At 39.9% G+C, this 24,222-nt stretch carries 19 protein-coding genes and 6 pseudogenes; 13 read left to right on the top strand and 12 right to left on the bottom strand.

Annotated features, from left to right (window positions below; all coding sequences use genetic code 11):
- Positions 1 to 41: 41 nt before the first annotated feature.
- Both HYG88_RS10660 and HYG88_RS15385 read left to right on the top strand, forming a co-directional pair.
- Positions 42 to 1,413: pseudogene (locus HYG88_RS10660) on the top strand (IS1182-like element ISCfr1 family transposase).
- A 1,113-nt stretch (positions 1,414 to 2,526) separates the two neighbouring features.
- Positions 2,527 to 3,513, top strand: a pseudogene (locus HYG88_RS15385) (site-specific integrase); the annotation flags it as partial.
- On the opposite strand, the gene HYG88_RS10655 reads toward HYG88_RS15385, so the two are convergent.
- The 3 genes and pseudogenes from HYG88_RS10655 to HYG88_RS10645 form a co-directional block, all read right to left on the bottom strand.
- Positions 3,476 to 3,952, bottom strand: a complete 477-nt coding sequence (locus HYG88_RS10655; RefSeq protein ID WP_074163966.1) for an AraC family ligand binding domain-containing protein — start codon at positions 3,950 to 3,952, stop codon at positions 3,476 to 3,478. The pseudogene HYG88_RS15385 and the gene HYG88_RS10655 sit on opposite strands and share 38 nt — an antisense overlap.
- A 173-nt stretch (positions 3,953 to 4,125) precedes the next feature.
- Positions 4,126 to 4,832: pseudogene (locus tag HYG88_RS10650) on the bottom strand (IS1 family transposase).
- 90 nt (positions 4,833 to 4,922) lie between these two features.
- Positions 4,923 to 5,765, bottom strand: a complete 843-nt coding sequence (locus HYG88_RS10645; RefSeq protein WP_002002480.1) for a carbapenem-hydrolyzing class D beta-lactamase OXA-58 — start codon at positions 5,763 to 5,765, stop codon at positions 4,923 to 4,925.
- A gap of 80 nt (positions 5,766 to 5,845) precedes the next feature.
- On the opposite strand from HYG88_RS10645, the pseudogene HYG88_RS10640 reads away from it, so the two are divergent.
- The 3 genes and pseudogenes from HYG88_RS10640 to adeS all read left to right on the top strand — a co-directional run.
- A pseudogene (locus HYG88_RS10640) lies at positions 5,846 to 6,214 on the top strand (IS1-like element ISAba3 family transposase); the annotation flags it as partial.
- Positions 6,215 to 6,483: 269 nt separating this feature from the next.
- Complete coding sequence (gene adeR / locus HYG88_RS10635; RefSeq protein ID WP_032073130.1) at positions 6,484 to 7,212, top strand: efflux system response regulator transcription factor AdeR; 729 nt, start codon at positions 6,484 to 6,486, stop codon at positions 7,210 to 7,212.
- On the top strand, positions 7,202 to 8,308 hold the full coding sequence (gene adeS, locus HYG88_RS10630; RefSeq protein ID WP_032073131.1) for a two-component sensor histidine kinase AdeS: 1,107 nt from the start codon (positions 7,202 to 7,204) through the stop codon (positions 8,306 to 8,308). Before adeR ends, adeS begins: the two co-directional genes overlap by 11 nt.
- A 103-nt stretch (positions 8,309 to 8,411) precedes the next feature.
- On the opposite strand, the gene HYG88_RS10625 is transcribed toward adeS, so the two are convergent.
- The 3 genes from HYG88_RS10625 to HYG88_RS10615 form a co-directional block, all read right to left on the bottom strand.
- Positions 8,412 to 9,926: an MFS transporter gene (locus HYG88_RS10625; protein WP_032073148.1), complete on the bottom strand. Its 1,515-nt coding sequence runs from the start codon at positions 9,924 to 9,926 to the stop codon at positions 8,412 to 8,414.
- A 113-nt stretch (positions 9,927 to 10,039) separates the two neighbouring features.
- Positions 10,040 to 13,144, bottom strand: a complete 3,105-nt coding sequence (locus HYG88_RS10620; RefSeq protein ID WP_270915313.1) for a multidrug efflux RND transporter permease subunit — start codon at positions 13,142 to 13,144, stop codon at positions 10,040 to 10,042.
- Positions 13,141 to 14,304 (bottom strand): efflux RND transporter periplasmic adaptor subunit, encoded by a 1,164-nt coding sequence (locus tag HYG88_RS10615; protein ID WP_032073150.1) that lies wholly within the window; start codon positions 14,302 to 14,304, stop codon positions 13,141 to 13,143. The genes HYG88_RS10620 and HYG88_RS10615 overlap by 4 nt, the downstream gene beginning before the upstream one ends.
- Before the next feature lie 426 nt (positions 14,305 to 14,730).
- On the opposite strand from HYG88_RS10615, the gene HYG88_RS10610 reads away from it, so the two are divergent.
- On the top strand, positions 14,731 to 15,327 hold the full coding sequence (locus HYG88_RS10610) for a LysE family translocator (protein ID WP_074163998.1): 597 nt from the start codon (positions 14,731 to 14,733) through the stop codon (positions 15,325 to 15,327).
- Positions 15,328 to 15,354: 27 nt separating this feature from the next.
- Here HYG88_RS10610 and HYG88_RS10605 read toward each other — a convergent pair whose 3' ends face one another.
- Positions 15,355 to 16,173, bottom strand: coding sequence for an AraC family transcriptional regulator (locus HYG88_RS10605; RefSeq protein ID WP_032073151.1), 819 nt, complete (start codon positions 16,171 to 16,173; stop codon positions 15,355 to 15,357).
- A 251-nt stretch (positions 16,174 to 16,424) separates the two neighbouring features.
- Entirely contained in the window at positions 16,425 to 16,988 is a 564-nt protein-coding gene (locus HYG88_RS10600) for a recombinase family protein (protein WP_032073152.1), read from the bottom strand.
- 58 nt (positions 16,989 to 17,046) lie between these two features.
- Here HYG88_RS10600 and HYG88_RS10595 point away from each other — a divergent pair, with 58 nt between their 5' ends.
- Positions 17,047 to 17,751, top strand: coding sequence for an IS6-like element IS1008 family transposase (locus HYG88_RS10595; protein ID WP_001067790.1), 705 nt, complete (start codon positions 17,047 to 17,049; stop codon positions 17,749 to 17,751).
- A 78-nt stretch (positions 17,752 to 17,829) separates the two neighbouring features.
- On the opposite strand, the pseudogene HYG88_RS10590 reads toward HYG88_RS10595, so the two are convergent.
- A pseudogene (locus tag HYG88_RS10590) lies at positions 17,830 to 18,177 on the bottom strand (IS4 family transposase); the annotation flags it as partial.
- Between the two features lie 89 nt (positions 18,178 to 18,266).
- Between HYG88_RS10590 and sul2 the strand changes: the two are divergent.
- Positions 18,267 to 19,082, top strand: coding sequence for a sulfonamide-resistant dihydropteroate synthase Sul2 (gene sul2, locus HYG88_RS10585; RefSeq protein WP_001043260.1), 816 nt, complete (start codon positions 18,267 to 18,269; stop codon positions 19,080 to 19,082).
- An 86-nt stretch (positions 19,083 to 19,168) separates the two neighbouring features.
- The gene (locus HYG88_RS10580; protein WP_000251875.1) at positions 19,169 to 19,471 is read left to right on the top strand and encodes a phosphoglucosamine mutase; all 303 of its coding nucleotides are present in this window, start codon (positions 19,169 to 19,171) and stop codon (positions 19,469 to 19,471) included.
- Between the two features lie 175 nt (positions 19,472 to 19,646).
- Here the strand turns inward: HYG88_RS10580 and HYG88_RS10570 are convergent.
- Positions 19,647 to 20,477: pseudogene (locus HYG88_RS10570) on the bottom strand (IS91-like element ISVsa3 family transposase); the annotation flags it as partial.
- A 63-nt stretch (positions 20,478 to 20,540) separates the two neighbouring features.
- Here HYG88_RS10570 and HYG88_RS10565 point away from each other — a divergent pair.
- A complete protein-coding gene (locus tag HYG88_RS10565; protein ID WP_001067784.1) occupies positions 20,541 to 21,245 on the top strand; it encodes an IS6-like element IS1006 family transposase in 705 nt (234 codons plus the stop codon).
- 127 nt (positions 21,246 to 21,372) lie between these two features.
- Here the strand turns inward: HYG88_RS10565 and HYG88_RS10560 are convergent, their stop codons facing one another.
- On the bottom strand, positions 21,373 to 21,711 hold the full coding sequence (locus tag HYG88_RS10560; RefSeq protein ID WP_032073153.1) for a hypothetical protein: 339 nt from the start codon (positions 21,709 to 21,711) through the stop codon (positions 21,373 to 21,375).
- Positions 21,712 to 21,769: 58 nt separating this feature from the next.
- Between HYG88_RS10560 and HYG88_RS10555 the strand changes: the two genes are divergently transcribed.
- From HYG88_RS10555 to HYG88_RS10545, 3 genes are all read left to right on the top strand, one after another.
- Positions 21,770 to 22,540 carry a hypothetical protein gene (locus HYG88_RS10555; RefSeq protein ID WP_032073134.1) on the top strand — a complete coding sequence of 257 codons (771 nt, stop codon included), beginning with the start codon at positions 21,770 to 21,772 and terminating at the stop codon, positions 22,538 to 22,540.
- Positions 22,541 to 22,780: 240 nt separating this feature from the next.
- Positions 22,781 to 23,068, top strand: a complete 288-nt coding sequence (locus tag HYG88_RS10550; protein ID WP_000438825.1) for a BrnT family toxin — start codon at positions 22,781 to 22,783, stop codon at positions 23,066 to 23,068.
- Positions 23,055 to 23,369: a BrnA antitoxin family protein gene (locus tag HYG88_RS10545; RefSeq protein ID WP_004728120.1), complete on the top strand. Its 315-nt coding sequence runs from the start codon at positions 23,055 to 23,057 to the stop codon at positions 23,367 to 23,369. Before HYG88_RS10550 ends, HYG88_RS10545 begins: the two co-directional genes overlap by 14 nt.
- A gap of 88 nt (positions 23,370 to 23,457) precedes the next feature.
- On the opposite strand, the gene HYG88_RS10540 is transcribed toward HYG88_RS10545, so the two are convergent.
- A complete protein-coding gene (locus HYG88_RS10540; RefSeq protein ID WP_000172759.1) occupies positions 23,458 to 23,988 on the bottom strand; it encodes a hypothetical protein in 531 nt (176 codons plus the stop codon).
- Positions 23,989 to 24,222 lie beyond the last annotated feature (234 nt).

Below are 24,222 nucleotides of genomic sequence, written 5' to 3'. Positions count from 1 at the left end.
TTGGCAAAATTGCTTTGTCAGCGAGCGTGGGGGCGAACAGCATGATGGGACAGTTACCGGGAGGACAGCAGCGCCTGTTCTACTCGTTCAATCTGGAAGATCACGTCCCGGCCCAACATCTCCTGCGCAGCATCGACCAGTGCTTGGATCTCAGTGATCTACGTGCCTACCTGGCAGATTTCTATAGCCCCATCGGGCGTCCCTCGATTGACCCGGAGTTGATGGTGCGCATGCTGGTCGTCGGCTACTTGCTATGGCATTCGTTCCGAGCGGCGATTGTGCGAAGAGGTGCACCTGAACCTGGCCTATCGCTGGTTCTGCCGGTTGGGTCTGGAAGACGAAGTCCCCAATCACTCGACCTTCTCGAAGAATCGCCATGGGCGTTTTCGTGACAGCGATCTATTCCGCTGGTTATTCAATGAGGTGCTGCGGCGCTGCATGGCAGCCGGCCTAGTCAAGGGTGAAGGTTTCGCCGTCGACGCCAGCATCATTAAGGCGGATGCCAGCCGGCAACGTGGGGTGGCGGGAGATGAGGTCGATTGGAACGATCCAAAGCTCAGCAGCCGCGCAGTGCGCGAGTACCTCGAAGCCCTTGATGAAGAGGCGCTGGCTGAGGCTCTTCCCAAGAAAATTTCGCTCACTGATCCTCAGTCCCGTTGGACAGCAGCGCCAGGTGGCCCGGCCTTTTTTGCCTACTCCACGAATTACCTGATCGACACTGAGCACGGTGTGATCATGGACGTGGAAGCTACCCCGGCGCACCGTACCGCCGAAGTCGATTCGACTAGGACGATGGTCGAGCGTGTCGAGGCGCAGTTCGATCTCACACCGGAACGCCTTATCGGCGATACCGCTTATGGCACCGCCCCGATGCTGGCCTGGATGGTCGAAGAAAAGGACATCGAACCGCATGTGCCGGTGTGGGACAAGACCGAGCGCAAGGACGACAGCCTCTCCAGTAACGACTTTCACTGGAGTCAGGACGCCAATGAATATCGCTGCCCAGCCGGCAAACCGCTACGCAGTGAATGGCGCGCCTTCACCCAGCAAAGGTCGCGGGTAACTAAGGCCAAAACCGTCATTTACCGCTCCAGCCAAACCGACTGCGCCACCTGCCCGTTGAAAGCGAAATGCTGCCCCAACACGCCGAATCGGAAGATCGTCCGCAGCATCCATGAGGCTGCCCGCGACGTGGCTCGACGCATCGCCAAGACACCGGAGTACCTCGTCTCTCGCTGCGAACGAAAGAAGGTGGAGATGCTTTTCGCCCACCTCAAACGGATCATGAAACTCGACCGTTTACGACTGCGTGGCCTAACGGGTGCCACTGACGAATTCACCTTGGCTGCGATGGTGCAGAACCTGCGCCGCATGGCCAAGCTTTTGCCTCAAGGGCCACCGCTGACGGGATAGGTATGCCTGCTACGAGCAGAAACCCTCAAATTAACCCTTAAACCTGAGCAAGGACGCTCAGTGAAACGCCGGAAGGCAACTTGAAGTGGCTTGCAGCCACTTCGACAGCAGGCACACCTGATCGGCAGGCTGCCGCTAAAGCTACTTTTTCAACAGAATCGGCCGATTTGTGCCGGTCGTCAAGGACCGCTTCGGATCACTCTCAACCGGATCGCGGGCCAGCTGATTTGCTAAAACCCGCGCCAAACTCAACGAAGGATTTCGCATGATCCGTTTTTTTTGGCGATCACGCTCGGCCTGATGGTTGGCTGCTCGTCGAGTTCAAGTTCGATCTGATCAGTGAGCGGTAGCGCAAGTGGATCGCCTCAGCCAAGCAGCGTTGTTGCCGGCGGCCGGAAGAAAGCCTTGAACTAGTAGCGGAAAGGATGAAACTTTATTTTTACGATTCTCAGCATTTTCCAAGGTTGAGCGAAAATTAGGATGATACTTTAATGATTCCGGCCTCCATCCCCACAAAACGCTTGCAGATGGCAGAATTGAAATAAGTCATTGTTTTAAATGGATTTTTGCAGGAATTGCTACGTTGCAGGGTCCTGTAGTTAGGATGACACTTTATTTTCCTCCCACAATCAAAGCATCCATCCATGCATTTGTGAAATCAGAACCCATTGAACGCATTGAGTTTGAAAAAAACTTGCTGAACTTAGGTATCGTGAACAATTATGAAAAATATATAGACTACAATAATTTGCTGTTTCACGTTTTGTTTAGCAAATGGATTAACAGTCCAGTTGACTTTGGATATTTTGTCGATCAAAACTTTTACGGTGCCAGCTAAGCTCACTCAAAACATCTACGGTGTAATACACCGTAAAAAGAATTGCACCTGGTACTTGCCACTAAAAAATGACAGTGAATGACATTTTGAGAGAAAAAAATTGTGGGGTAGTGCCTTTTCTACTCCTTTGAGAATTTTAATTATGACAATTCCGATACACCTAACAATAACTTCATATTTTTCTTTCTTGAACTAAGATTCAATAACTTAACTAATTTCTATTTCAATCATAAAATATGATATGTTGACCTTAAGAATAATTCATAAACTTTACTATGTTTGCTTTAAAAACAATTCATTTAGAAAAGAAAGTCTCAAACGAAAATCAAATTATTCTTTTATTTGATTTAGATTCATTCTGTCCATGTATGTACCCTATGCTGTACACCATGAAATTTCTTAGATTTCAAAGTATCTCTACGCAGCATGCAGATTTAATCGCAATAAAATTTTGGTATGAATTTTGGTTTGAAAAGTTTGCCACGTCCTTTTGTGAGTCGTTCTATTCGACATCCTATAATTTTGAGATCATTCAATGTGAAATTGATAATTTCATTGTTTACTTAGAAAATAATAAAAAACTTGAAAGTAATCTTATACGGCTAAGCAATTCAGAACATATTAATTACACAACAATTGGTCATAGAGTTAGATCCTTCTTAAAGTTTTACAACTTCTTGATTAATGAATACTTAAGCATGCAATCACAGCCACAACTTACGTTGAAGGAAATTCAAAAAATTAAAGAAAACTTGAATAAATATATGACAATAAAGAAAAAAATTATAAATAATTTTTCAAAAGCCAATAAGACAATTAAAAGTGAGATAAATCATAATTTTAAGAGCATGAATCAGGAAATGATTAAAGGATTGTATTCAGTCATTTCACCAAGTAACTCTAATAAATACAATGAATTAAATCCTTTTAGATCTAAAAATGTACAACTCAGAAACTTTCTGATCATACATCTCATGCTCAACTATGGTCTTAGAATTGGTGAGCTTATGCTACTAACAACCAACTCTATTAAAAAATCAATTCAGAATCATAGTTTTAGTTTAATTATTACAAATACAGATGATGAGTTCGATGATCGATCAAAAAAGCCAAAAATCAAAAATGAATATTCGTACCGAGTAATTAAACTGCAGGAACGAGACTACAGAATTCTTCAAATCTATATAAATGAAATCCGAAAAGAAATTCCTTCACATATCTTATTTACATCCTTAAAGCCTCCCTATTCTGCTTTAAGTTTTCTAATAAAAGATCTAAATACGTATCTTTCATCAATTGAGATTCATTGTTATTCAATATATTGTAGGTTGAAAGTATCAAATGTGAAAGTTGAGGATCAGAACGTAGGGTTGATTCGATAGCAAGTTCGATAGGCTCATTAAATATTCCTTCATAGCTTTTTTTTAACCATGCTGGATCTAAATGCATCATTTTATAAGTGAAGCCGAGAGGATCTGGTGCATTACCATCATGAACTTCTTCAGGTTCAAGCATGAAAGTTTGACCTTGATAGCTATCAATAATTTTTTTTCTACAATTGAATTGTTGATGTCCTAACTCTGTTACCCCTATAAGATAACTTGAGTGTAGATGAGGATCGTATGCAAAGCCTTTGAAGTGGGCATGAATTAGTTCTATACCTGTAGACTTATCCTGTGTGACATTGACCCAATTGCTCATATTTACTTAATTAGTCCTAATGGATTTAGCTTATCAAAAATTATCTAATGAAGAAATTCTAAAATTAACATAATACACCTTATACAAAATGCCCTTGTAAGCCCTTAATCAAGGGCATTTTTAGTCTCTACTTAACATAAAATTTTGGTGGTGCTTCAAAAAGTATGCTGCCTTTAAATGAAGCCATTATTGATGTAAAAGAAAAGAAGGCTAAATCAAAAGCTTTAAAATGGTTTTCAAGCTTTTTTGAAAAATTACAGCTTCTTCTGAAGCTACGCCTAATTCTATGCCTTATTTTGCAATTATTGCCTTCAATACCTACAGTAAAAAATTTACCAATACTTTGCTTACCATTTTTAAAAGCAGTGATGAAACTGTCCCAATGATCACTTGCAATTCGGGTGTAGTGAATATCTAATTGTTTAAGCTTTGTCTTCAATTGTTAGACTGTAGCTAAATCTCGTTTACCCCAAACATAAGCAACAATTTCACCTGTTTCTCGATGATAGGCGTAAATAAGCCATTGTTTATTCTTTTTATTTCCAACAAAATTCCAGAACTCATCTACTTCGAGAGATTCATAATGACTTTGCTGAGGCTGAATTTCATAGGTTGATTCAGTTAAAGTACGTAAAACTTTACCGATACTGATGCGCTCAACTTCAGCAATATCTCGTATACCGCTGCCTCTGACCATCAACTGTAATATTTTACGAGTAATACCTGACTTACATCCTAGATAGCTCAGTGCATGATCACCAATAAACTGACGTTTACAGTCTTTGCACTGATAGTTTTGTTTCCCATCTACTTTGATACCATTTTTCTTTATACTATCACTGAGGCAGGTTGGACATTTGATTGCTAGAGTTATTTGCATTTCTCTATTTTATCAAAATCCAATCGGCTTTTTCTTCAGCATACTTTTTGAAACACTACCAAAAATAGATTAACCTCAAACTTCTAATTCTTATAAATAATGAAAAACACCCAACTTATCTAGCACATCTAAAGACAATTGTTTACGTAGAGCAATATCATCACCAGCTTTCATTTGCATATTTAAAGCAAATGCCACCACTTGCCCATCTGCCTTTTCAACAAAACCCACATACCAACCCACTTGCGGGTCTACAGCCATTCCCCAGCCACTTTTAGCATATAGACGATTCTCCCCTCTGCGCTCTACATACAACATCTCTTTCACTTGTTGCTGAACTTCAGGTTTAAAAGGCAATTGCCCTTGGGCTAAATCATACACAAACTTTACTTCTTGTATAGGTGTAATTGTCAAAGGCCCTTTCAACCAAAATTGATCAACTTCCGTGCCTATTTGCATATTGCCATAACCAATACGTTGCAATTCACTTTGCATTAAGCTTGGACCAATACGACGTGCCAATTCTTGATATACAGGCACTGTAGATGCTTGCATGGCTTCGCCCAAAGTAAAATCTTTGTCCCATGCTTTAAAAAAACGTGGCTTTCCATCCCACTTAAATATTTCTGTAGATGTTGCTTTATGATTTTCTAAACCAATTAGTGCATTGGCAATTTTAAATGTAGATGCAGGAATATAAGCTGTTTTTGCTCGGTCTAAATGCGTGCCATATTTTTTAATATTTTGACCATCATATGTGACAAACACAGCATCAGCTGAGATTTCATTAAAAAGCGCTTGAACATTCTGATCGATGATTGAGTTATTCACTTGTGGAATTGTACTTGTTTTTGCTCGACTCATACTATGCTCAGCACAAGCCCCAATACTTATGCTTAAGCAAACTAAACTCAATATTTTTAATAATTTCATGATATACAACTTTAAAATTTGGTAGTGTTTCAAAAAGTATGCTGAAGAAAAAGCCGATTGGATTTTGATAAAATAGAGAAATGCAAATAACTCTAGCAATCAAATGTCCAACCTGCCTCAGTGATAGTATAAAGAAAAATGGTATCAAAGTAGATGGGAAACAAAACTATCAGTGCAAAGACTGTAAACGTCAGTTTATTGGTGATCATGCACTGAGCTATCTAGGATGTAAGTCAGGTATTACTCGTAAAATATTACAGTTGATGGTCAGAGGCAGCGGTATACGAGATATTGCTGAAGTTGAGCGCATCAGTATCGGTAAAGTTTTACGTACTTTAACTGAATCAACCTATGAAATTCAGCCTCAGCAAAGTCATTATGAATCTCTCGAAGTAGATGAGTTCTGGAATTTTGTTGGAAATAAAAAGAATAAACAATGGCTTATTTTTGTTCAAAAGTCATATTTTACCTCGGAGAAACCGGACATTTTTATTGGTGAGAATATAGACACTTTAAATGGGTTCTAACACTCTCGTTTCGTATAACAGCCATTATGTTAAATGAATGATAATTGACATTTTGTTCATTAATACTGATATGCAACGAATTTTATTATATGTCACCCCTCAATTACAAATATAAATGACTGCTCGTCTAATCATCTCCATTACACAATTAAATGTTAAAATGCATAGCTACTTCATCTAAGATAAAATATATGTATCCAAATCTACAGCACAGCTTCGAAAACAGCGTCATTCTCGTTGTAGAAGATGATTATGATATTGGTGACATTCTTGAAAAATACATAAAAAATGAAAACATGCAGGTCATCCGTGCATTGGATGGACAACAAGCTTTAGAGTGCCTAAAAGCCAACTCTATCGACCTGATTCTCCTTGATATTAAATTACCCAAACTAAATGGCTGGGAAATTCTACAAATCATCCGTCAAACAAGTCATTTACCTGTCATTATGCTGACTGCCTTAGATGATCAAGTGAATAAGATCATGGGGCTAAAAATGGGTGCTGATGACTTTATTATTAAGCCATTTAACCCAAACGAAGTGATTGCACGAATACAAGCCGTACTTAGACGAAGTACAAGCCAAAATATGGAAATAACTAATATTATTCGTTATAGAAATATTGAAATTAATCCAGATCATCATCAAGTTTACATTTCAAATGGTCAAAGAAATCAGTTGCTCAACCTTACGTTAACTGAGTATAAGATACTGTTTTTGATGGCAAAAACACCGAATAAAGTCTTTACACGTAATGAATTGATCCAAAACTGTATGCCTGAAAGTGATGCTTTAGATCGCACTGTAGATAGCCATATCAGCAAATTACGCAAAAAACTTGAAGAAAATGATGTAAATGGCTTATTAATCAATGTCCGTGGCGTGGGGTATCGCTTAGATCAAAATCATGAAATTTAACTTTTTTAAAAATTCTGTTGGAATTAACTTCCAGTTTATTATCATGATGAGCCTATTCAATTTAGGCATTACGCTGTTATCTTTCATGATTGGCTATTTTGTTTATAGCTGGGCGATAAAAATAGGTTTTCTAAATACACAAGTTATTAATTCAAATGAATTTTCAGTTACCTCCGTTGACTTTATCTGGCTGTTTTTAGTGCTATTAACAGGCTTTTTTCTTTCTACTATCCTCGCCTTTAAATATGGAAAACGCTATACACAGCCAATTAGTGATTTAGCAGATGTTATTCAACAAATTCAACAAGGCAATTTAGCACTCAGAATTAAACAGCCACATCATGATATTCCACATGAAATCAAGTCTCTTATTGAGAACTTCAATGAAATGGCAAACCAACTTGAAGTATCAGTTAAGAATTCAACTGTTTGGAATGCTGCAATTGCACATGAATTACGAACACCTGTGACAATATTACAAGGTCGCTTGCAAGGTATTGTCGATGGTATATTTATTGCCGATAAAGCTTTACACCTAAGCTTATTGAACCAAGTCGAAGGCTTATCTTACCTTGTGGAAGATTTACGGACACTGACACTTATTGAAAATAAACAATTACGATTAGAACTAGAAAAGACCAATTTAAAAAATAGTATTGAAAAATGTCTGCAGATGTTTAATGAACGGTTTCATGTTAAAGGTTTAACTATTGTTTTAAATTTGACGGATAAATTGGTTTGCGTTGATATAAGAAGGATGGAACAGGTCTTTATTGCATTGTTCTCTAACTTTCTAAGATATTCGAATGCTGGAAAAATAAATATTACATCTGTAACCACAGCAGAACATTGGGTATTGACGTTTGAAGATGAAGGTCCTGGTATTGATGAATCGCATCTTAAACACCTGTTCAAACCCTTCTATCGACTGGAAGACTCTAGATCATGTCTAGATGGCGGTACTGGATTAGGCTTGGCAGTGATTGATGCAATTATTGAAGCACACCAAGGTCATATTTATTATTCTAAATCCAAAAACTTAGGTGGCAGCTGTTTTACTATTCAACTAAATCGTAAGACATCAACTCATTTATAATGTGTTAAGTTCAGATTAATACGGCTTAATTTAAACCATAAATTTAAGATAAATTGATGTCTGAACTTAACCATTCTGTTTGATGATCCTCAAATAAATTTCATCACAATGAATTCTCATCTCGATATTTAGCTAGCATAAAAAATACCACAATGGAGAGTATCCCGATGATAATCCCTGCTGTTAATAATAAATTAACATGAGCTGAACTGAAGGCAATTTTACCTGCGTTAATCAATGCTGTACCTTGTTCAACGGGTAACTGGCTCGCCACTAAATAGGTATCACCAATCGAAAGTCTGGCTTTTTCTGCTAAAACAGCAGTTAAATCTGACGGCACTTGAAGATGACTGCCAAATATATAGGCCATGAAAACACCAAATAAAGTAATACCTAGTCCTGTACCCAGTTCATAACCTGTACTTTCAAGTGAACCTGCCGCACCGCCCTTTTCTGCAGGTACTGAGCCCATGATCGCAATGGATGAAGCTGTTAAACCAATACTCAGTGTTAATCCAATCGAAGCTAAAATAAAGGGAACGATGATTCCCGGATGATGAAAATCTGAATAACTCAAACTGACCAACGCAATTGCTGCCAATATTAATGACATGGTCGCAACCAGACGGAGTCCAAATTTATTGGATAAAAAACCAGCAATAGGCCCGCCAATAGCGGCCGCAACCATAATCGGAACCATAAAAAGACCGGCTTGCAGCGGTGTTAAACGAATGACATATTGCAGCTCCATTGCCAAAGTTAACTCAACCCCTGCCAAAGCGCCTGCAGCAACCATTGCCATAATAATGCCGGCTAAAATAGCAGGACGTGAAAATAGCGAAAGATCTAGCATCGGCTGAGGAGAATTCAGCTGTTTGCGTACAAATATGGTTAATAAGCCGATAGATAAAACGACCAAAGGCAAGACAATCAACAACGACTGTTTACCGCCTAAGCCTGCTTTTAGTGCATATACAAACGAAATCAAACCGACAATCAGCAATAGCGCTTGACCAAATGCCCAATGTCCAGGGGTTATAGCTTCTTTTCGGGACAATAAGAAATAGCACATTGGTGCGACAACCAGCATGATTGGGACGTTAATCAGGAAAACTGAACCCCACCAGAAATATTCTAACAATCCCCCACCAATGAGCGGTCCAATGGCGGCACCGGCTGATCCGATTGTGCCCCAAATACCCAGCGCAATGGCACGTTCGCGACTGTCTTCGAAGGTTCTGCGAATAATACCCAATACACAGGGCATAATCATGGCACCGCCTAATGCTAATAAAGCACGTGCGGCAATCAGCATAGAAGCCGTTTGGGAAAATGCCGCAAGGACTGAGGCAATTCCAAATATAACCAAGCCAATCAGCAGAATCTTACGATTGCCGACACGATCAGCCAAAGTTCCCATCGGAACTAAAAGTCCAGCCATAAGTAATGGATAAATATCAATAATCCATAAGACTTGGTTACTTGTGGCACTCAGCGATTGGGTTAATGAGGGAACCGCAACATGCAGTACAGTCATATCAATCACAATCGGCAGAAATGCAAGCACGACAGCGAGCAATATCCACCAGCGTTTCGGATCAAGATTGGTAGCTTTCATGATTAAACCTATATTGATGGTTTATTAAATCAATTCTGAAATAAAGATGTAAATGAAAGATTTGTTGTGGGCTAAACTCGTTAACCCACAGCTTTTATTCTCAGTTTTGATGCTTAATGTGCCGCTTTACGTTTCGAGAATTTCTCAACCATGCTCATGACGACAATAAAGAAAATCGGTACAAAAATAACAGCTAGAATTGTTGCGCTGATCATGCCGCCAAAGACGCCTGTACCAATCGCTTTTTGAGTTTCAGAACTAGCGCCACTGGCAATGACTAAAGGAATAACGCCACAGGTAAATGCCAAAGATGTCATTAGGATTGGACGTAAGCGCAATTTAGCGGCTGCAACGGTTGCCTCCACTAAACCCATTCCTTCTTCTCTTAGTGCTTTTGCAAACTCAACAATCAAAATAGCATTCTTTGCAGATAGACCAATAATCGTGATCATGCCGACCTTAAAGAAAATATCATTTGGCATACCACGTAACATTACTGCTAAAAAGGCGCCAATCAACCCTAGAGGGACAACTAGCATCACAGAGAATGGAATTGACCAGCTTTCATAAAGCGCTGCCAAGACAAGGAAAACGACTAACATCGACAACAGTAATAAAAACAAGGTTTGTGATTCCGACTGTTTTTCTTCTAGAGAAATCCCAGTCCACTCATAACCCACACCTTTCGGAAGTTGTTCAATCAAATTTTCCATCTCAGTCATGGCTTGTCCTGAAGATATACCTGCTGCTGGACTGCCAGAAATACTCAATGATGGACGACCGTTGTAACGATTGTATTGTTGTGGGGAATGTTGCCAAATTGGAGTAATTATTTCAGACATTGAAACCAATTTACCGCTTTGACTGTTCACCTTAATCTGAAGAATATCTTCAATACTCATGCGTGATTTGGCATCAAGTTGCACAATGACTTGCTGCATACGGTCATGATTTGGAAAATCATTGATATACATCGAACCCATTGAGGTTGAAATAATATCGGTCACATCACTGAAATTAACACCTAATGCCTGCAATTTATCTCTATCAATTTTAAGCTGTACAGAACTGCCATCTGGCAAACCTTCAGGATAGACCTCCGCCACGATTTTACTTTGTGCTGCTAATGCTAAAAGCTGATCTTGTGCTTCTCTTAAAGCAGGCATGCCAATATTGCCACGATCTAATAATCTCAGTGAAAAACCAGATGAGTTACCCAATTCATCAATTGCTGGTGGTAACACAGACATGGTTTGACCTTCTGAACTTTCAGCCATCGCTATATTGGCATTATTCACGACTTCTTGTGCCGTAATAGTACGCTCTTCGAATGGCAATAGATTGGTAAAATACATCGCTGTATTCTGACCAGATCCACTAAAACCAAAACCTAAGACCGCCATATTGTCTTTAATCCCCGTTTCTTGGTCTAAATAATTTTGAAACTCAGCAACGACTTTACGGGTACGTTCTTGAGTTGCATCCGCAGGAAGTTGAATCGAAGTCATAAACCACCCCTGATCTTCTTCTGGCATAAACGCAGTCGGAACGTGTTTAAAACTAAAAATCAGCACAATGACAATGCCTAAGAAACATAACATTGCGAGGGTTTTATGTTTAATTACTTTAAATAAACTGCGTTCATAGCGATTGTTCAGCTTCTCAAAACTGCGATCAAACGATGCAAAAACACCCTTTTTCTGATGGTCTTGATCAATCGGTTTTAACATCGTTGCACATAACGCAGGGGTTAATGTCAGTGCAAGGAAAGCTGAGAATAAAATTGAAACCGACATGGTAATGGTGAACTGACGATAGATAATCCCCACTGAGCCTGACGCCAATGCCATCGGCAAGAATACAGCGGCTAACACTAAGGTGATGCCAATAATCGGATTGGTAATTTCCTTCATGGCTTTAGATGTGGCTTCAACTGGAGATAAGCCTTCTGTCGCCATAATGCGTTCAACATTCTCAATGACCACAATCGCATCATCGACAATAATCCCGATCGCAAGCACCATACCGAACATGGTCAGCACATTAATCGAAAAACCAGCAAGCAGCATGACTGAGAATGTGCCAAGCAATGCAATCGGTGCAACAATCGCCGGAATTAAGGTGTATCGAACATTGTGTAAAAAGATAAACATGACAATAAAAACTAATGCCATAGCTTCAAGCAATGTCATGATTACTTTTTCAATCGAGATTTTTACAAAAGGTGCAGTGTCGTAAGGTATAGAGAATTTCATACCATCAGGCAGTGCTGAACCTAACTGTTCAATTTTCGCTTTAACACCTTCTGCAGTCTTGACAGCGTTGGCACCAGGACTCATTTGTATCGCCACAGCTGTAGAGGCTTTGCCATTTTCTAAAATCGCAAAGTTATACATCTGTGCCCCGATTTCGACACGAGCGACATCCGACAGTCGAACATTGGCGCCATTTTGTTGAGCACGTAAACTAATTTTCTTGAATTGCTCTACAGTTTCTAATTGACCTTGAGCAGTTAAAGGAATAGTAATTTGTTGCCCCGTCAAAGCAGGAACATCACCAATACGACCTGGTGATATCGGCAAGTTTTGGTTTTGGATGGCTGTATTCACATCTTGAATACTCAATCCATAAGAAACCAAACGATCTGGATCGACCCAAATCCGCATGGCTTTTTCAGCACCAAAATTTTGGACTTTACCAACACCGTCAACCCGCTTTAATTCTTCAATCACATAGCGAGTCATATAGTCACTGACATCAATTTCACTATATTTGCCATTCGGTGAACTTAAGCCCACCATCATTAAAAAACCAGACGACGCAGCATCGACCATCAGCCCTTGTTGTCGCACTGTTTGAGGTAAGCGTGACTCAATGGCTTTAATTTTGTTTTGCACATCAATTTGTGCAAGTTCTACATCTGTACCTGGTTTAAATGTTGCGGTGATTGTTGCTGTTCCAGAACTATCTGAACTTGAACTGTAATAAAGTAAGTTTTTGACACCTGACATTTCCCGCTCAATCAAGGTCACAACACTATCATTCAATGTTTTTGGCGTAGCACCTGGATAGATTGCCGTAATACTAATCTGTGGTGGCGCAACACTTGGGAATCGTGCAATAGGTAACTTGGGGATGCTTAGTACACCCAACAGAATAATAAATAAAGCAATCACCCATGCAAAAATAGGACGCCTAATGAAAAATTGGGACATTATTGCTGTCCTCCATTTTCCTTAATATTTGTAGGTTGCCACTGCTTAATTTTTAATTTTTGCTCAGGCTGTATACGATCAGCCCCTTCAACAATGACTTTCTCACCTGCTTGTAACCCTTGTTTGATCACATAGTTATTTTGATAACGTTGACCAAGCTGAACAGGCTTGCTTTGCGCTAAACCTTTTTGATTAACAATCGTAACATTGGCTTTACCACTAATATCATGTTGAATCGCTTGTTCTGGAACTAGGAGCGCATTTTCAACTTGAGCTCGGCTCATATTGACTCGAACATACATGCCTGGCAAAAGTTTTTGATTTTCATTATTGGCTAAAATACGGATTGTGACATCACCCGTATCAGGATCAACTTTAGTATCCGAAAATAGGATTTCACCTGTAACGTTATAAGGTTTACCCTGACTATTTAGGATTTCAACCGTATGTTTGGTATTTGACACGTCACCTTGCTGTAAAGCTTCCTGTAGTTTTTCATAATCACTAATTGATTGCTTTACATCAACATAGACTTTATTAATCTGTTGTATTACGGCCATTGCATTAGTATCACCTTGACCAACTAATGCACCCTCAGTCACTAAGATTTCACCAATCGTTCCCGAGATAGGGGCTGTAACAGTCGCATATTTAAGATTAAGTTGTTGTCTGCTTAACATGGCTTGCATTTGCGCCACATCGGCTTTTGCTTTTTGATAATCTGCTTCGGTATTGTTGTATTCCTGCTGACTAACCGCATTTACTTTTACTAATTCAGTGTAGCGTTTTAACAGCACCTGCAAACGTGTCACCTCAGCTTGTGCACGGTTTAAAGTGGCTTGATTGCTTTTTACATCTGCCTGAAATATTTCAGAATTCAATTTAAAAAGCGGTTGACCTGCTTGCACATAAGAGCCTTGCTTAAAAAGTACTTTATCAACAATTCCACCTACTTGCGGGCGAATTTCAGCAATACGGTAAGCGACAACACGGCCTGGAAGATTTTCAATTAAATTCATGGAATGCGGTAATACCGTGATGGTACTGACAACCGCTGGTGGCATTTCTGTTGGGGACTGTTCAGCATCTTTGGCTTGTGTACAGCCGATTAAAAGTACAGTTGTAATAAGTATTGAACCTATTAAATGATAATGTGTTGACATGCTTTTTCAGAGGGGGGGTTTTAGATACTACTATTTTGAAATAGCAGTGTTTATGAATTGCTGATGTTGTGTGGAGATTGTGTGGAGATTGTGTGGAGAGATTAAAAGATTTATTTTTTAATGACACGCTTAAACAGCGTGGCTTGTAAATTAGTATAAATAATTTTGTTGTTCTACAATTTTGATCGTATCTTAGTTTTTTCTCATAGTTCATGAACTTTAAAATTCTAAACCAAGACTAATATTTATATAAGCAATTGAAAATACAATACATAGTTTCTTTATACACTTATGAAGTGAACTTTAGGTGAACATAAGTTAAATAGAAATTTTTAATTAGTTCAGCACAAACGTACAATCTTTAAGGCCTATAACTCGATACCGTTCTCTCTTTGATGTTTATTGCTATCTAATTGAGTGAACTCTGTGGAAATATTTCTTTATACATTAAGCGTTATGTATAGCCCAGGCCCTGTAAATTTTATGGGGCTAAATTCTGGCCTTACAGGTCAATTAAAAAAGACTATAGGATTTTACCTAGGCATTGGTTTCGCCATGTTGATCTTATTCGTATTGTTTGGCTATATAGGTGAAGCTGTTATTCCACATGGATTGATTCATTATATTGCTTTAGCGGGTGCAATTTATACATTCTACTTGGCTATAAAAATGATTAGGGCGAATGTAGAAACAACTCAACAGCAAGAAAGCCATCTAACATTCTTAAATGGCTTATTTATTCAGTTATTAAATCCAAAAGCCATTCTCGTCATTCTACCTGTTACGACAATTATGTACCCTGCAGCCAAAATCACAGGAATCATGATCTTGATAGTTTCTTTACTGATTTCACTTGGTGCTGTTGGCGCACCATTCACCTATGCTCTGGTTGGAAAAGTATTAGGCAACAAAATTGCTAATCCTATCTGGTTTAATCGGCTAAATAAGCTGATGGGTATACTCTTGATTTTATCAGGGCTTTTTATGTTCAAAGATTTTCTTAATGGAATAAATCTGCTGTAGGACAAATTAGCCGTTCAAATCGAACGGCTATCTTTTAATATTTATCATTTTCCATTGAGTGGGAGTTAAACCAAATGTTTTTATAAAATGTCTGGTCATATGACTCTGATCAAAAAAGCCTGCATTTAAAGCAGCATTAACAATAGACTCCCCTTGAGCAAGGTAGAACTTAACTGTTTCTAAGCGACGCATGATCATATAACGGTGTGGGCTAGTTCCAAATAATAATCGGAAATCACGAGAAAGGCTCCAGCGGTCACGATCAGCATGTTTCTCTAAATCTGACAAACTTAAGTTTTCATGTGGATACGCCAAAATACACTCACGCGCTCTCTCTGCTGCCTTGTAGTCAAATTTTTTGTTTTGGTTAGATGAAGTATCTGAAATTTCACACAGTGTAGTTGCCAAATCAAATAGAGCATCTTCCTCTTCTAGGGTATCCATATAATTATTTATATTATTTAGAAAGCTATCCATTGCCCTAAACAGGCGAATATCATTACTTAAGCCATGTCTGATAAAAGGCAAAGGTTTACCCTTTAAAATGGTTTGGATCATCGCTGGTTCGATGTAAATCATTCTATAGCGATAGCCATCTAATGTTCCTGATTCACCATCATGCTTTTCATCCGGGTGTAGAACCATAGTCATGCCTGGCAAGCTATGTTGCAATGTACCTTTGTAATGAAAGTTTTGAACTCCGGAAAGAGTCCTGCCAATAGCATAAGTATCATGTCGGTGAGGTTTATAAGCATAATTGGAAAGAAATGCTTCAATTCTTTCTAATTTATGATTTTGAGTGGGGGATCTCACAATCCAATTATTTCCACTGGAGAAATCAGGCATAATTGATGGCCAATTTTTCGTAGATTCTATTGTAGATTATTTTTCACTTTTCCTAAAATTAACATAATACACGTTATACGTAATGCTTGATATTTCTCTTTAAATATCATTATATTAAAGCAAGCCGTTCTGAAATATAGGGCACCAGCAGAGCGGCTTTTTATTGATTATTCATGTTCCACGCTTAAAATTCGAACAGTGTTTCATGATTTTTATAAGTTAAACTAAATTTAGTTGCTAATCCCAATAAGCTATTCACTAACTTGTAAATATCGGTATACCGCCTGACGACTAATCCCAAAAGCTTTCCCTAATGCCATTTTCGATGGATACTTCCCCTCCTTCCATGCTTGTCGTAAAGCTTCAGCTTGGTCAGGCTTTAGTTTATGCACCCGACCTTTGTACTTCCCCTGAGCAGAGGCGAGTTTTATTCCTTCCTTTTGCCGCTCTAAAATGATCTCACGTTCGAACTGTGCAAAAGCACCCATCATTTGAAGCATCAAATTATCCATCGGGGTGGATTCGGCTGTAAAAGTAATATTTTCTTTTACAAACTGGATGGCGATCCCTCGTTTGACCAGTTTATCTACTTCAGTGACCAAATCTTTTAGGCTTCGCGCAAAACGATCCATTGAATGTACAATCACCCTGTCCCCTTCCCGGACATAGTTCAACATTTCCTGAAATTTAGGTCGGTCAGTATTTTTACCTGAAGCACGGTCAACAAAAATCCGGTCGACCTCAATTCCTTCAAGTTGACGTCCAGTGTTTTGCTCGACAGAACTTACCCGGACATACCCTACTTTTTGGGGCACTGTTGCAAATAGGCTGACATGATAAGCTAAATATCTTATTTATTTCGAGATACAGCAGATGAATCCCTTCCATGGTCGGCACTTTCAAGGTGAAATCATTCTTTGGGCTGTTCGTTGGTATTGTAAATATGGCATCAGCTATCGTGAACTTCAAGAAATGCTCGCTGAACGGGGTGTGAATGTTGACCACACCACAATTTATCGTTGGGTTCAGCGTTATGCTCCAGAAATGGAAAAACGCTTACGCTGGTATTGGCGTAATCCTACAGATTTACATTCATGGCATATGGATGAGACTTATATCAAAGTGAAGGGGCGATGGACTTACCTGTATCGTGCAGTTGATCAACGTGGTCATACGATTGACTTTTACCTTTCCGCTAGACGGAACAGTAAATCAGCCTATTGTTTTTTAGGAAAAATCTTCAATACGGTGAAAAAATGGCAAATTCCACGGGTCATCAATACAGATAAAGCAGCGACCTATGGCCATGCTTTATCACGGTTAAAGCGAGAAGGAAAATGTCCAGTAGATATTGAGCACAGGCAGATTAAGTATAAAAATAATGTCATTGAATGTGATCATGGTAAGTTAAAGCGGATCATCAGGGCCACATTAGGATTCAAATCTATGAAGACGGCTTATGCCACAATTAAAGGTATTGAAGTCATGCGTGCACTACGTAAAGGACAAGCATCGTCATTTTATTATGGTCAGCCTCAAGGTGAAGTGTGTCTAATCAACAGGGTTTTCGGTCTCTAAGCACTTTTAAAAAGGAACTTCATCGACTCAAATCTCTATTTGCAACAGTGCCCTCAAATCTCTATTTGCAACAGTGCCCGCTATTCCACGATAAACGATTGCGAGCATCAGGATATTAATATTTCGTTTTCCCCATTTCCAATTGGTTCTATCTAAAGTCAGTTGCACTTGGTCGAATGAAAACATATTGAAAATCAACTGAGAAATTTGACGATAATCAAAATACTGACCTGCAAAGAAGCGCTGCATACGTCGATAAAATGATTGTGGTAAGCACTTGATGGGCAAGGCTTTAGATGCAGAAGAAAGATTACATGTTTGCTTTAAAATAATCACAAGCATGATGAGCGCAAAGCACTTTAAATGTGACTTGTTCCATTTTAGAGATTTGTTTAAGATAAGATATAACTCATTGAGATGTGTCATAGTATTCGTCGTTAGAAAACAATTATTGTGACATTATTTCAATGAGTTATCTATTTTTGTCGTGTACAGAGATTATTATAGAAGCCCCCATGAATAAATCGCTCATCATTTTCGGCATCGTCAACATAACCTCGGACAGTTTCTCCGATGGAGGCCGGTATCTGGCGCCAGACGCAGCCATTGCGCAGGCGCGTAAGCTGATGGCCGAGGGGGCAGATGTGATCGACCTCGGTCCGGCATCCAGCAATCCCGACGCCGCGCCTGTTTCGTCCGACACAGAAATCGCGCGTATCGCGCCGGTGCTGGACGCGCTCAAGGCAGATGGCATTCCCGTCTCGCTCGACAGTTATCAACCCGCGACGCAAGCCTATGCCTTGTCGCGTGGTGTGGCCTATCTCAATGATATTCGCGGTTTTCCAGACGCTGCGTTCTATCCGCAATTGGCGAAATCATCTGCCAAACTCGTCGTTATGCATTCGGTGCAAGACGGGCAGGCAGATCGGCGCGAGGCACCCGCTGGCGACATCATGGATCACATTGCGGCGTTCTTTGACGCGCGCATCGCGGCGCTGACGGGTGCCGGTATCAAACGCAACCGCCTTGTCCTTGATCCCGGCATGGGGTTTTTTCTGGGGGCTGCTCCCGAAACCTCGCTCTCGGTGCTGGCGCGGTTCGATGAATTGCGGCTGCGCTTCGATTTGCCGGTGCTTCTGTCTGTTTCGCGCAAATCCTTTCTGCGCGCGCTCACAGGCCGTGGTCCGGGGGATGTCGGGGCCGCGACACTCGCTGCAGAGCTTGCCGCCGCCGCAGGTGGAGCTGACTTCATCCGCACACACGAGCCGCGCCCCTTGCGCGACGGGCTGGCGGTATTGGCGGCGCTGAAAGAAACCGCAAGAATTCGTTAACTGCACATTCGGGATATTTCTCTATATTCGCGGTTCAGCAGGCATGTCCCCTTTGAGGGCGACCCGACGACAGGATAATCGACCTTATGGTGCGCAAATATTTCGGCACAGACGGTATTCGTGGCAAAGCCAACGAAGGCGCGATGACGGCGGAAACCGCCTTGCGCGTCGGCATGGCGGCTGGCCGTGTCTTTCGTCGCGGTGACCACCGCCATCGTGTCGTGATCGGCAAGGATACGCGCCTGTCGGGCTATATGCTTGAACCCGCGCTCACAGCCGGTTTCACCTCGATGGGCATGGACGTATTCCTTTTTGGCCCGCTGCCGACAACGTATAGGAAGAATAAACGCCCTTTTCACCCAAGTCCAACAGCTTTGGACCGCAGTTGACTCTTTCGACACCCCTGCGATGCAACCCAATCCGGCTGACGGGGAGCCAGCAACGCTGAAAATTTACCCTCCTCTTTCCCACTAGCGGCTCCTTTTCCGACAACCAGCACGGCGGATCCCTGCCGCGGCGCTGTGAACGCAGCATTTTGATTGGTATCGTTGGCCTTCAGGCTCGTCAGTCAAACAGACCCAGGAGCAGCTCAGCCGGTGGCGCCCGGCTTTCGGGTAACGCCCTGGTCCCGCTGGTTTCGGCTTTGTGCTTCAGGTGATCAAGGATCTGCTTGATCACTATAGGGTCTTCAATGCAGGCGATGACTTTCATGGCGCCGCCGCAGCCGCTGCAGGTCTCGATGTCGATATTGAAAACACGCTTGAGCCGTTGCGCCCATGTCATCGACGCTCGCCGTTGTGCTGGTGTTGCCGGTTCATCAGCCACCCTGACCTTGTTGCCCCTGCCCCGTTTTGCCGGCGTGACCAACGCCCGGTGCCGACTGTTGGGTGCGAACACCCCGTGGAAGCGGGTTAGGTTGACTCTGGGCTTCGGTACCAGGGCGGCCAGCCTTGCAATGAAATCCAATGGTTCGAAAATGACGTGCGTGGTGCCGTCCCGGTACGGCGTCTTGAGCTGGTAGCGCACGTTGCCGCCTCGTGTTAACGACAGCCGCTTCTCGGATACCGCCGGGCGGCTGATGTACCGGCACAGCCGTTCGAGCTTCTTGCGTTCATCGGCCCTGGCCGCCACGCCGGCGTGCAGGCTGGACCCGGCTACCTTGCCAATCCCGTCACCGAACGGATCACCACTGGTCGGCAGAGTTTGCAAAGTGAACACCTTTCGCCCCGCCTGTGAACCGACAGCGATACGGTAAGTGATCGAGTGCCCCAGCAGGGGTGTCATCGGGTCGTCATCCACCGCATCCGAGGCCAGATAGCTGTTTTCGACATCCCGTTCCAGCAGGCCTTGCCGTTCCAGATAGCGACCCACCCGGTGGGCGATGGTGTGCGTCAGCGGCACTGTTGCAAATAACCACGAATGGTAAGCTGAAGACTGTTTTAGCTAAAGGTGCAGCATATGAATCCTTTCCATGGTCGGCATTTTCAGGGCGAAATCATTCTTTGGGCTGTGCGCTGGTATTGTAAATATGGCATTAGCTATCGTGAACTGCAGGAAATGCTGGCCGAACGGGGTGTGAATGTTGATCACACGACTATTTACCGTTGGGTTCAACGTTATGCTCCTGAAATAGAAAAACGTTTACGCTGGTATTGGCGTAATCCTACAGATCTGAGCTCGTGGCATATTGATGAAACCTATGTAAAAGTGAATGGACGATGGTCTTATCTGTATCGTGCAGTCGATCAACGTGGCGATACCATTGATTTTTATCTTTCTTCTAGACGTAATACCAAATCAGCATATTGTTTTCTTGGAAAAATTTTAAATAATGTGAAGAAGTGGCAAATTCCACAAGTGATCAACACGGATAAAGCACCCACATATGGACGTGCTTTATCACGGTTAAAACGGGAAGGTAAATGTCCACCAGACCTTGAGCACAGGCAGATTAAGTATAAAAATAACGTGATTGAATGTGATCATGGCAAGCTAAAGCGGATCATCAGGGCCACATTAGGATTCAAATCTATGAAGACGGCTTATGCCACAATTAAAGGTATTGAAGTCATGCGTGCACTACGTAAAGGACAAGCATCGTCATTTTATTATGGTCAGCCTCAGGGTGAAGTGTGTCTAATCAACAGGGTTTTCGGTCTCTAAGTACTTTTTAAAGGGAACATCATCGACTCAAATCTCTATTTGCAACAGTGCCAATTATAACGCATTACGTATAAGGTGTATTATGTTAATTTTAGAAAATCTTTCTAATCAGAAATTTAGTTTTCTATTAAGTTCTATAGTGCGGATCTAAGCGTAATACTGTATTCACATCATATTCAGCATCAAAAAAATCACAAATTTTTGATACCTTACCTTTAATTAATAATTTCTTATCTAGATAGATGATCAATTTATTTTTATTTTTATCGAATATTACTCTTCCCCGAGGTACATCGTCATATTCAATTTCCCTTAGCTCAGAAAATTTATTTCGTAATTCATCCCAATAAGATACATGGTTGTAGGCACTATCAATCATACCTAAAGAATCTGAGCTATTAATATCAAACTCATGAGAAATACCAAGAACTTGATTTTTATAAAACCAAAATATACCTATTTTCAATGTTATTCTCCTAAGTTTTCATATATAACTTAAAAAAAATTAAGCAAGTAAACATACTATGATTGAATACTCAGAAAATTTAAATAAATTAAAAAATAACCTTATTACACATAAGGATTATCACCCTCTTTTACAAAAAATCAGCTTACCTTTCATTCCAGATTTTTTAGATAGTTCTTTTGACCAATCCAAAAATAAAGTAGTAATTGTTGGCCAAGAAACTTCTGGATGGGGGAAATTGAAATTAGATAGCTTTATATTAGGAAATTTAAGTACAAATGAATTAATTTCTGAAAGTAAAATTAGATACCGTAATCTTTATGAAAAGCCACCTGTGAGATCACAATTCTTAAAATTCTTAGGTAAAGTCAAAGAAAAAAATAATAACGAGTATATACAATGGTTAAACTTCTACTTCTTTGATTATAATAAAAAATCTTTTAACTTATTGAATTCAAAAAATAAAAGTATAGATTTGTATGAGCATCTTAAAGATATATCAATAGAAAACTTAGTAAATCAACTTGATAGATTAGAACCTAAAAATATTTTTTTCTTAGGTGCATATCATGGAAATTGGGAACAGTTGAAACTCAATTATGTTAATGACGAAGATATTCTTAACTTCAAAGAATCTATAGAAGGATTTAGCGTAAGATTCTGGAATAAAAAGACTTTAGTAATTCGACTCCCTCATCCTGCTTCTCGTGTTCCAAATAAAGGAAAAATTCAACAACAAGCTTTAACTTACTTTGATATTTTTAATAATCAAGCGGAGCAAAATCCTGAAAAATTTAAAGAATTGATAAGAGATAAATTACTTAACTAAAATATATTTAACATAATGGGCGTTATACGAAATGCACAAATTGAAAAATATAAAAATCAAAAACTTATGATATAAATTATTTGCTCGATGATGTTCAAAAGCCGACTTGGAAACAAGTCGGCTTTTTTATGAGCAGTTTTGATAGTTCTTGCCAATAAATTTGACTAAAAATTACGCTTCTCAACTTGAGTTATACAATTTTGTGATACATTATTGTATATACAAATTTGAATGTTTTTTATGGAACAGTATTTTGAATGGGATGAGGCTAAGAATCGAAAGAATCAGAAAAAGCATGATATCTCTTTCGAAACTGCAAGCCTTGTTTTTGAAGATCCATTACGGATCTCAATCCAAGACAGACATACCGATGGTGAAGAACGTTGGCAAACCATTGGACGAGTTAAAGGCGTACTAATGTTATTGGTGGCTCACACCATTTTTGATGAAGATGACTGTGAAATCATACGAATCATTAGTGCAAGGCAAGTGACTAAAGCGGAGCGAAACAAATATGAGCATGGTTAGATACTCACGCAAAGAGCTGAATGAGAAATTTGGTGAGAAGCAAGATGCTGAAATTCAACGCTTGCTTGCTAAAGGCACGGTTCCTGATGATCAGCTAGATCTATCAGATATTCCTGAAATTACCGATTGGAGCAGTGCTGTACGCCAAAATCAATTTTACCGCCCAGTGAAGCAACAAACTTCAATTCGGTTAGATGCTGATGTACTTGCTTGGTTCAAAGCACAAGGCAAAGGTTATCAAACACGAATGAATGAAATTTTACGGGATGCTATGCTGAAAGAATTAAAAAATCATCAATAAAAATGGGAGCTTAAGCTCCCATTTTTGACTTCGCATAACGCCCATTATGTTAATTTTAGTTTTCCTTAATACGACAAAAATATCTACTTCATTTCACGAGAATTTCTTTTGCTAAAAGTTCTTCTTTCGTTACACCGAAATATCTTATTTCTAATTTAGGCCTGCCTAACATCTTTAAAAGATTGTTTTCATCATTTATATTTTTTATAGCTTTGCTTACACAATCAATTACGTCATTAGTTTTAGAAATAGCTTCTTTTTCAGATACTTGATCGCTTACTTTTCGAGATATTAAGTCATCAAAATATATCCTATATTCTTCACAAACTAGATAAAAATAAGGGTCTAATCTATCTAAATCATATTCAGATTCAAAGGGTTTACGATCTAATAAATCTTTTTCAGGATAAATAATCAATTGTCCTGCATCGAACCAAAACTCCACAGAAAAATTATCAAACTCAATTCCATTTAAATCATTACTAAAATTTTGAAAATACTGTAATAAAAGATTTTCTATATCCTCTAAAAACTCTTTATTCTTAATATCAAATATTAAAGATTCATTAGAAATAGCTTTGATACAATCTTCTTGAATATCTAACCCCTTTAAAGTCATTTTTACTCCATTTAAATTTTTAGGTTTTGGTGCATTAAGAATTTTGATTAACTTAACATAATGGCGGTTATACGAAATTCACCGTTTCGAGCCCCAAATATCAAGTTTGGCAGAGTAAAACTTGAAGTGCGACATAAACCACCTAATTAATTTAAAGGGTTTATGGAGTATATAAAATTGTCATACCATCATCTTAACTTTGAAGATCGTACTGCATTAATGCTTGAGTCAAGA

Source organism: Acinetobacter sp. SwsAc4 (assembly GCF_013391535.1).
Lineage (GTDB): Bacteria > Pseudomonadota > Gammaproteobacteria > Pseudomonadales > Moraxellaceae > Acinetobacter.
Note: the sequence above shows the minus strand (reverse complement) of the source record. Positions and strands in the feature narration are given on the sequence as shown.

Excerpts from the sequence above, each read along its gene's own strand:
- HYG88_RS10655 (WP_074163966.1), bottom strand. The coding sequence starts at position 3,952 with ATGAGCAATTGGGTCAATGTCACACAGGATAAGTCTACAGGTATAGAA.
- HYG88_RS10645 (WP_002002480.1), bottom strand. The coding sequence starts at position 5,765 with ATGAAATTATTAAAAATATTGAGTTTAGTTTGCTTAAGCATAAGTATT.
- adeR (WP_032073130.1), top strand. The coding sequence starts at position 6,484 with ATGTATCCAAATCTACAGCACAGCTTCGAAAACAGCGTCATTCTCGTT.
- adeS (WP_032073131.1), top strand. The coding sequence starts at position 7,202 with ATGAAATTTAACTTTTTTAAAAATTCTGTTGGAATTAACTTCCAGTTT.
- HYG88_RS10625 (WP_032073148.1), bottom strand. The coding sequence starts at position 9,926 with ATGAAAGCTACCAATCTTGATCCGAAACGCTGGTGGATATTGCTCGCT.
- HYG88_RS10615 (WP_032073150.1), bottom strand. The coding sequence starts at position 14,304 with ATGTCAACACATTATCATTTAATAGGTTCAATACTTATTACAACTGTA.
- HYG88_RS10605 (WP_032073151.1), bottom strand. The coding sequence starts at position 16,173 with ATGCCTGATTTCTCCAGTGGAAATAATTGGATTGTGAGATCCCCCACT.
- HYG88_RS10595 (WP_001067790.1), top strand. The coding sequence starts at position 17,047 with ATGAATCCCTTCCATGGTCGGCACTTTCAAGGTGAAATCATTCTTTGG.
- sul2 (WP_001043260.1), top strand. The coding sequence starts at position 18,267 with ATGAATAAATCGCTCATCATTTTCGGCATCGTCAACATAACCTCGGAC.
- HYG88_RS10580 (WP_000251875.1), top strand. The coding sequence starts at position 19,169 with ATGGTGCGCAAATATTTCGGCACAGACGGTATTCGTGGCAAAGCCAAC.
- HYG88_RS10565 (WP_001067784.1), top strand. The coding sequence starts at position 20,541 with ATGAATCCTTTCCATGGTCGGCATTTTCAGGGCGAAATCATTCTTTGG.
- HYG88_RS10555 (WP_032073134.1), top strand. The coding sequence starts at position 21,770 with ATGATTGAATACTCAGAAAATTTAAATAAATTAAAAAATAACCTTATT.
- HYG88_RS10550 (WP_000438825.1), top strand. The coding sequence starts at position 22,781 with ATGGAACAGTATTTTGAATGGGATGAGGCTAAGAATCGAAAGAATCAG.
- HYG88_RS10545 (WP_004728120.1), top strand. The coding sequence starts at position 23,055 with ATGAGCATGGTTAGATACTCACGCAAAGAGCTGAATGAGAAATTTGGT.
- HYG88_RS10540 (WP_000172759.1), bottom strand. The coding sequence starts at position 23,988 with ATGACTTTAAAGGGGTTAGATATTCAAGAAGATTGTATCAAAGCTATT.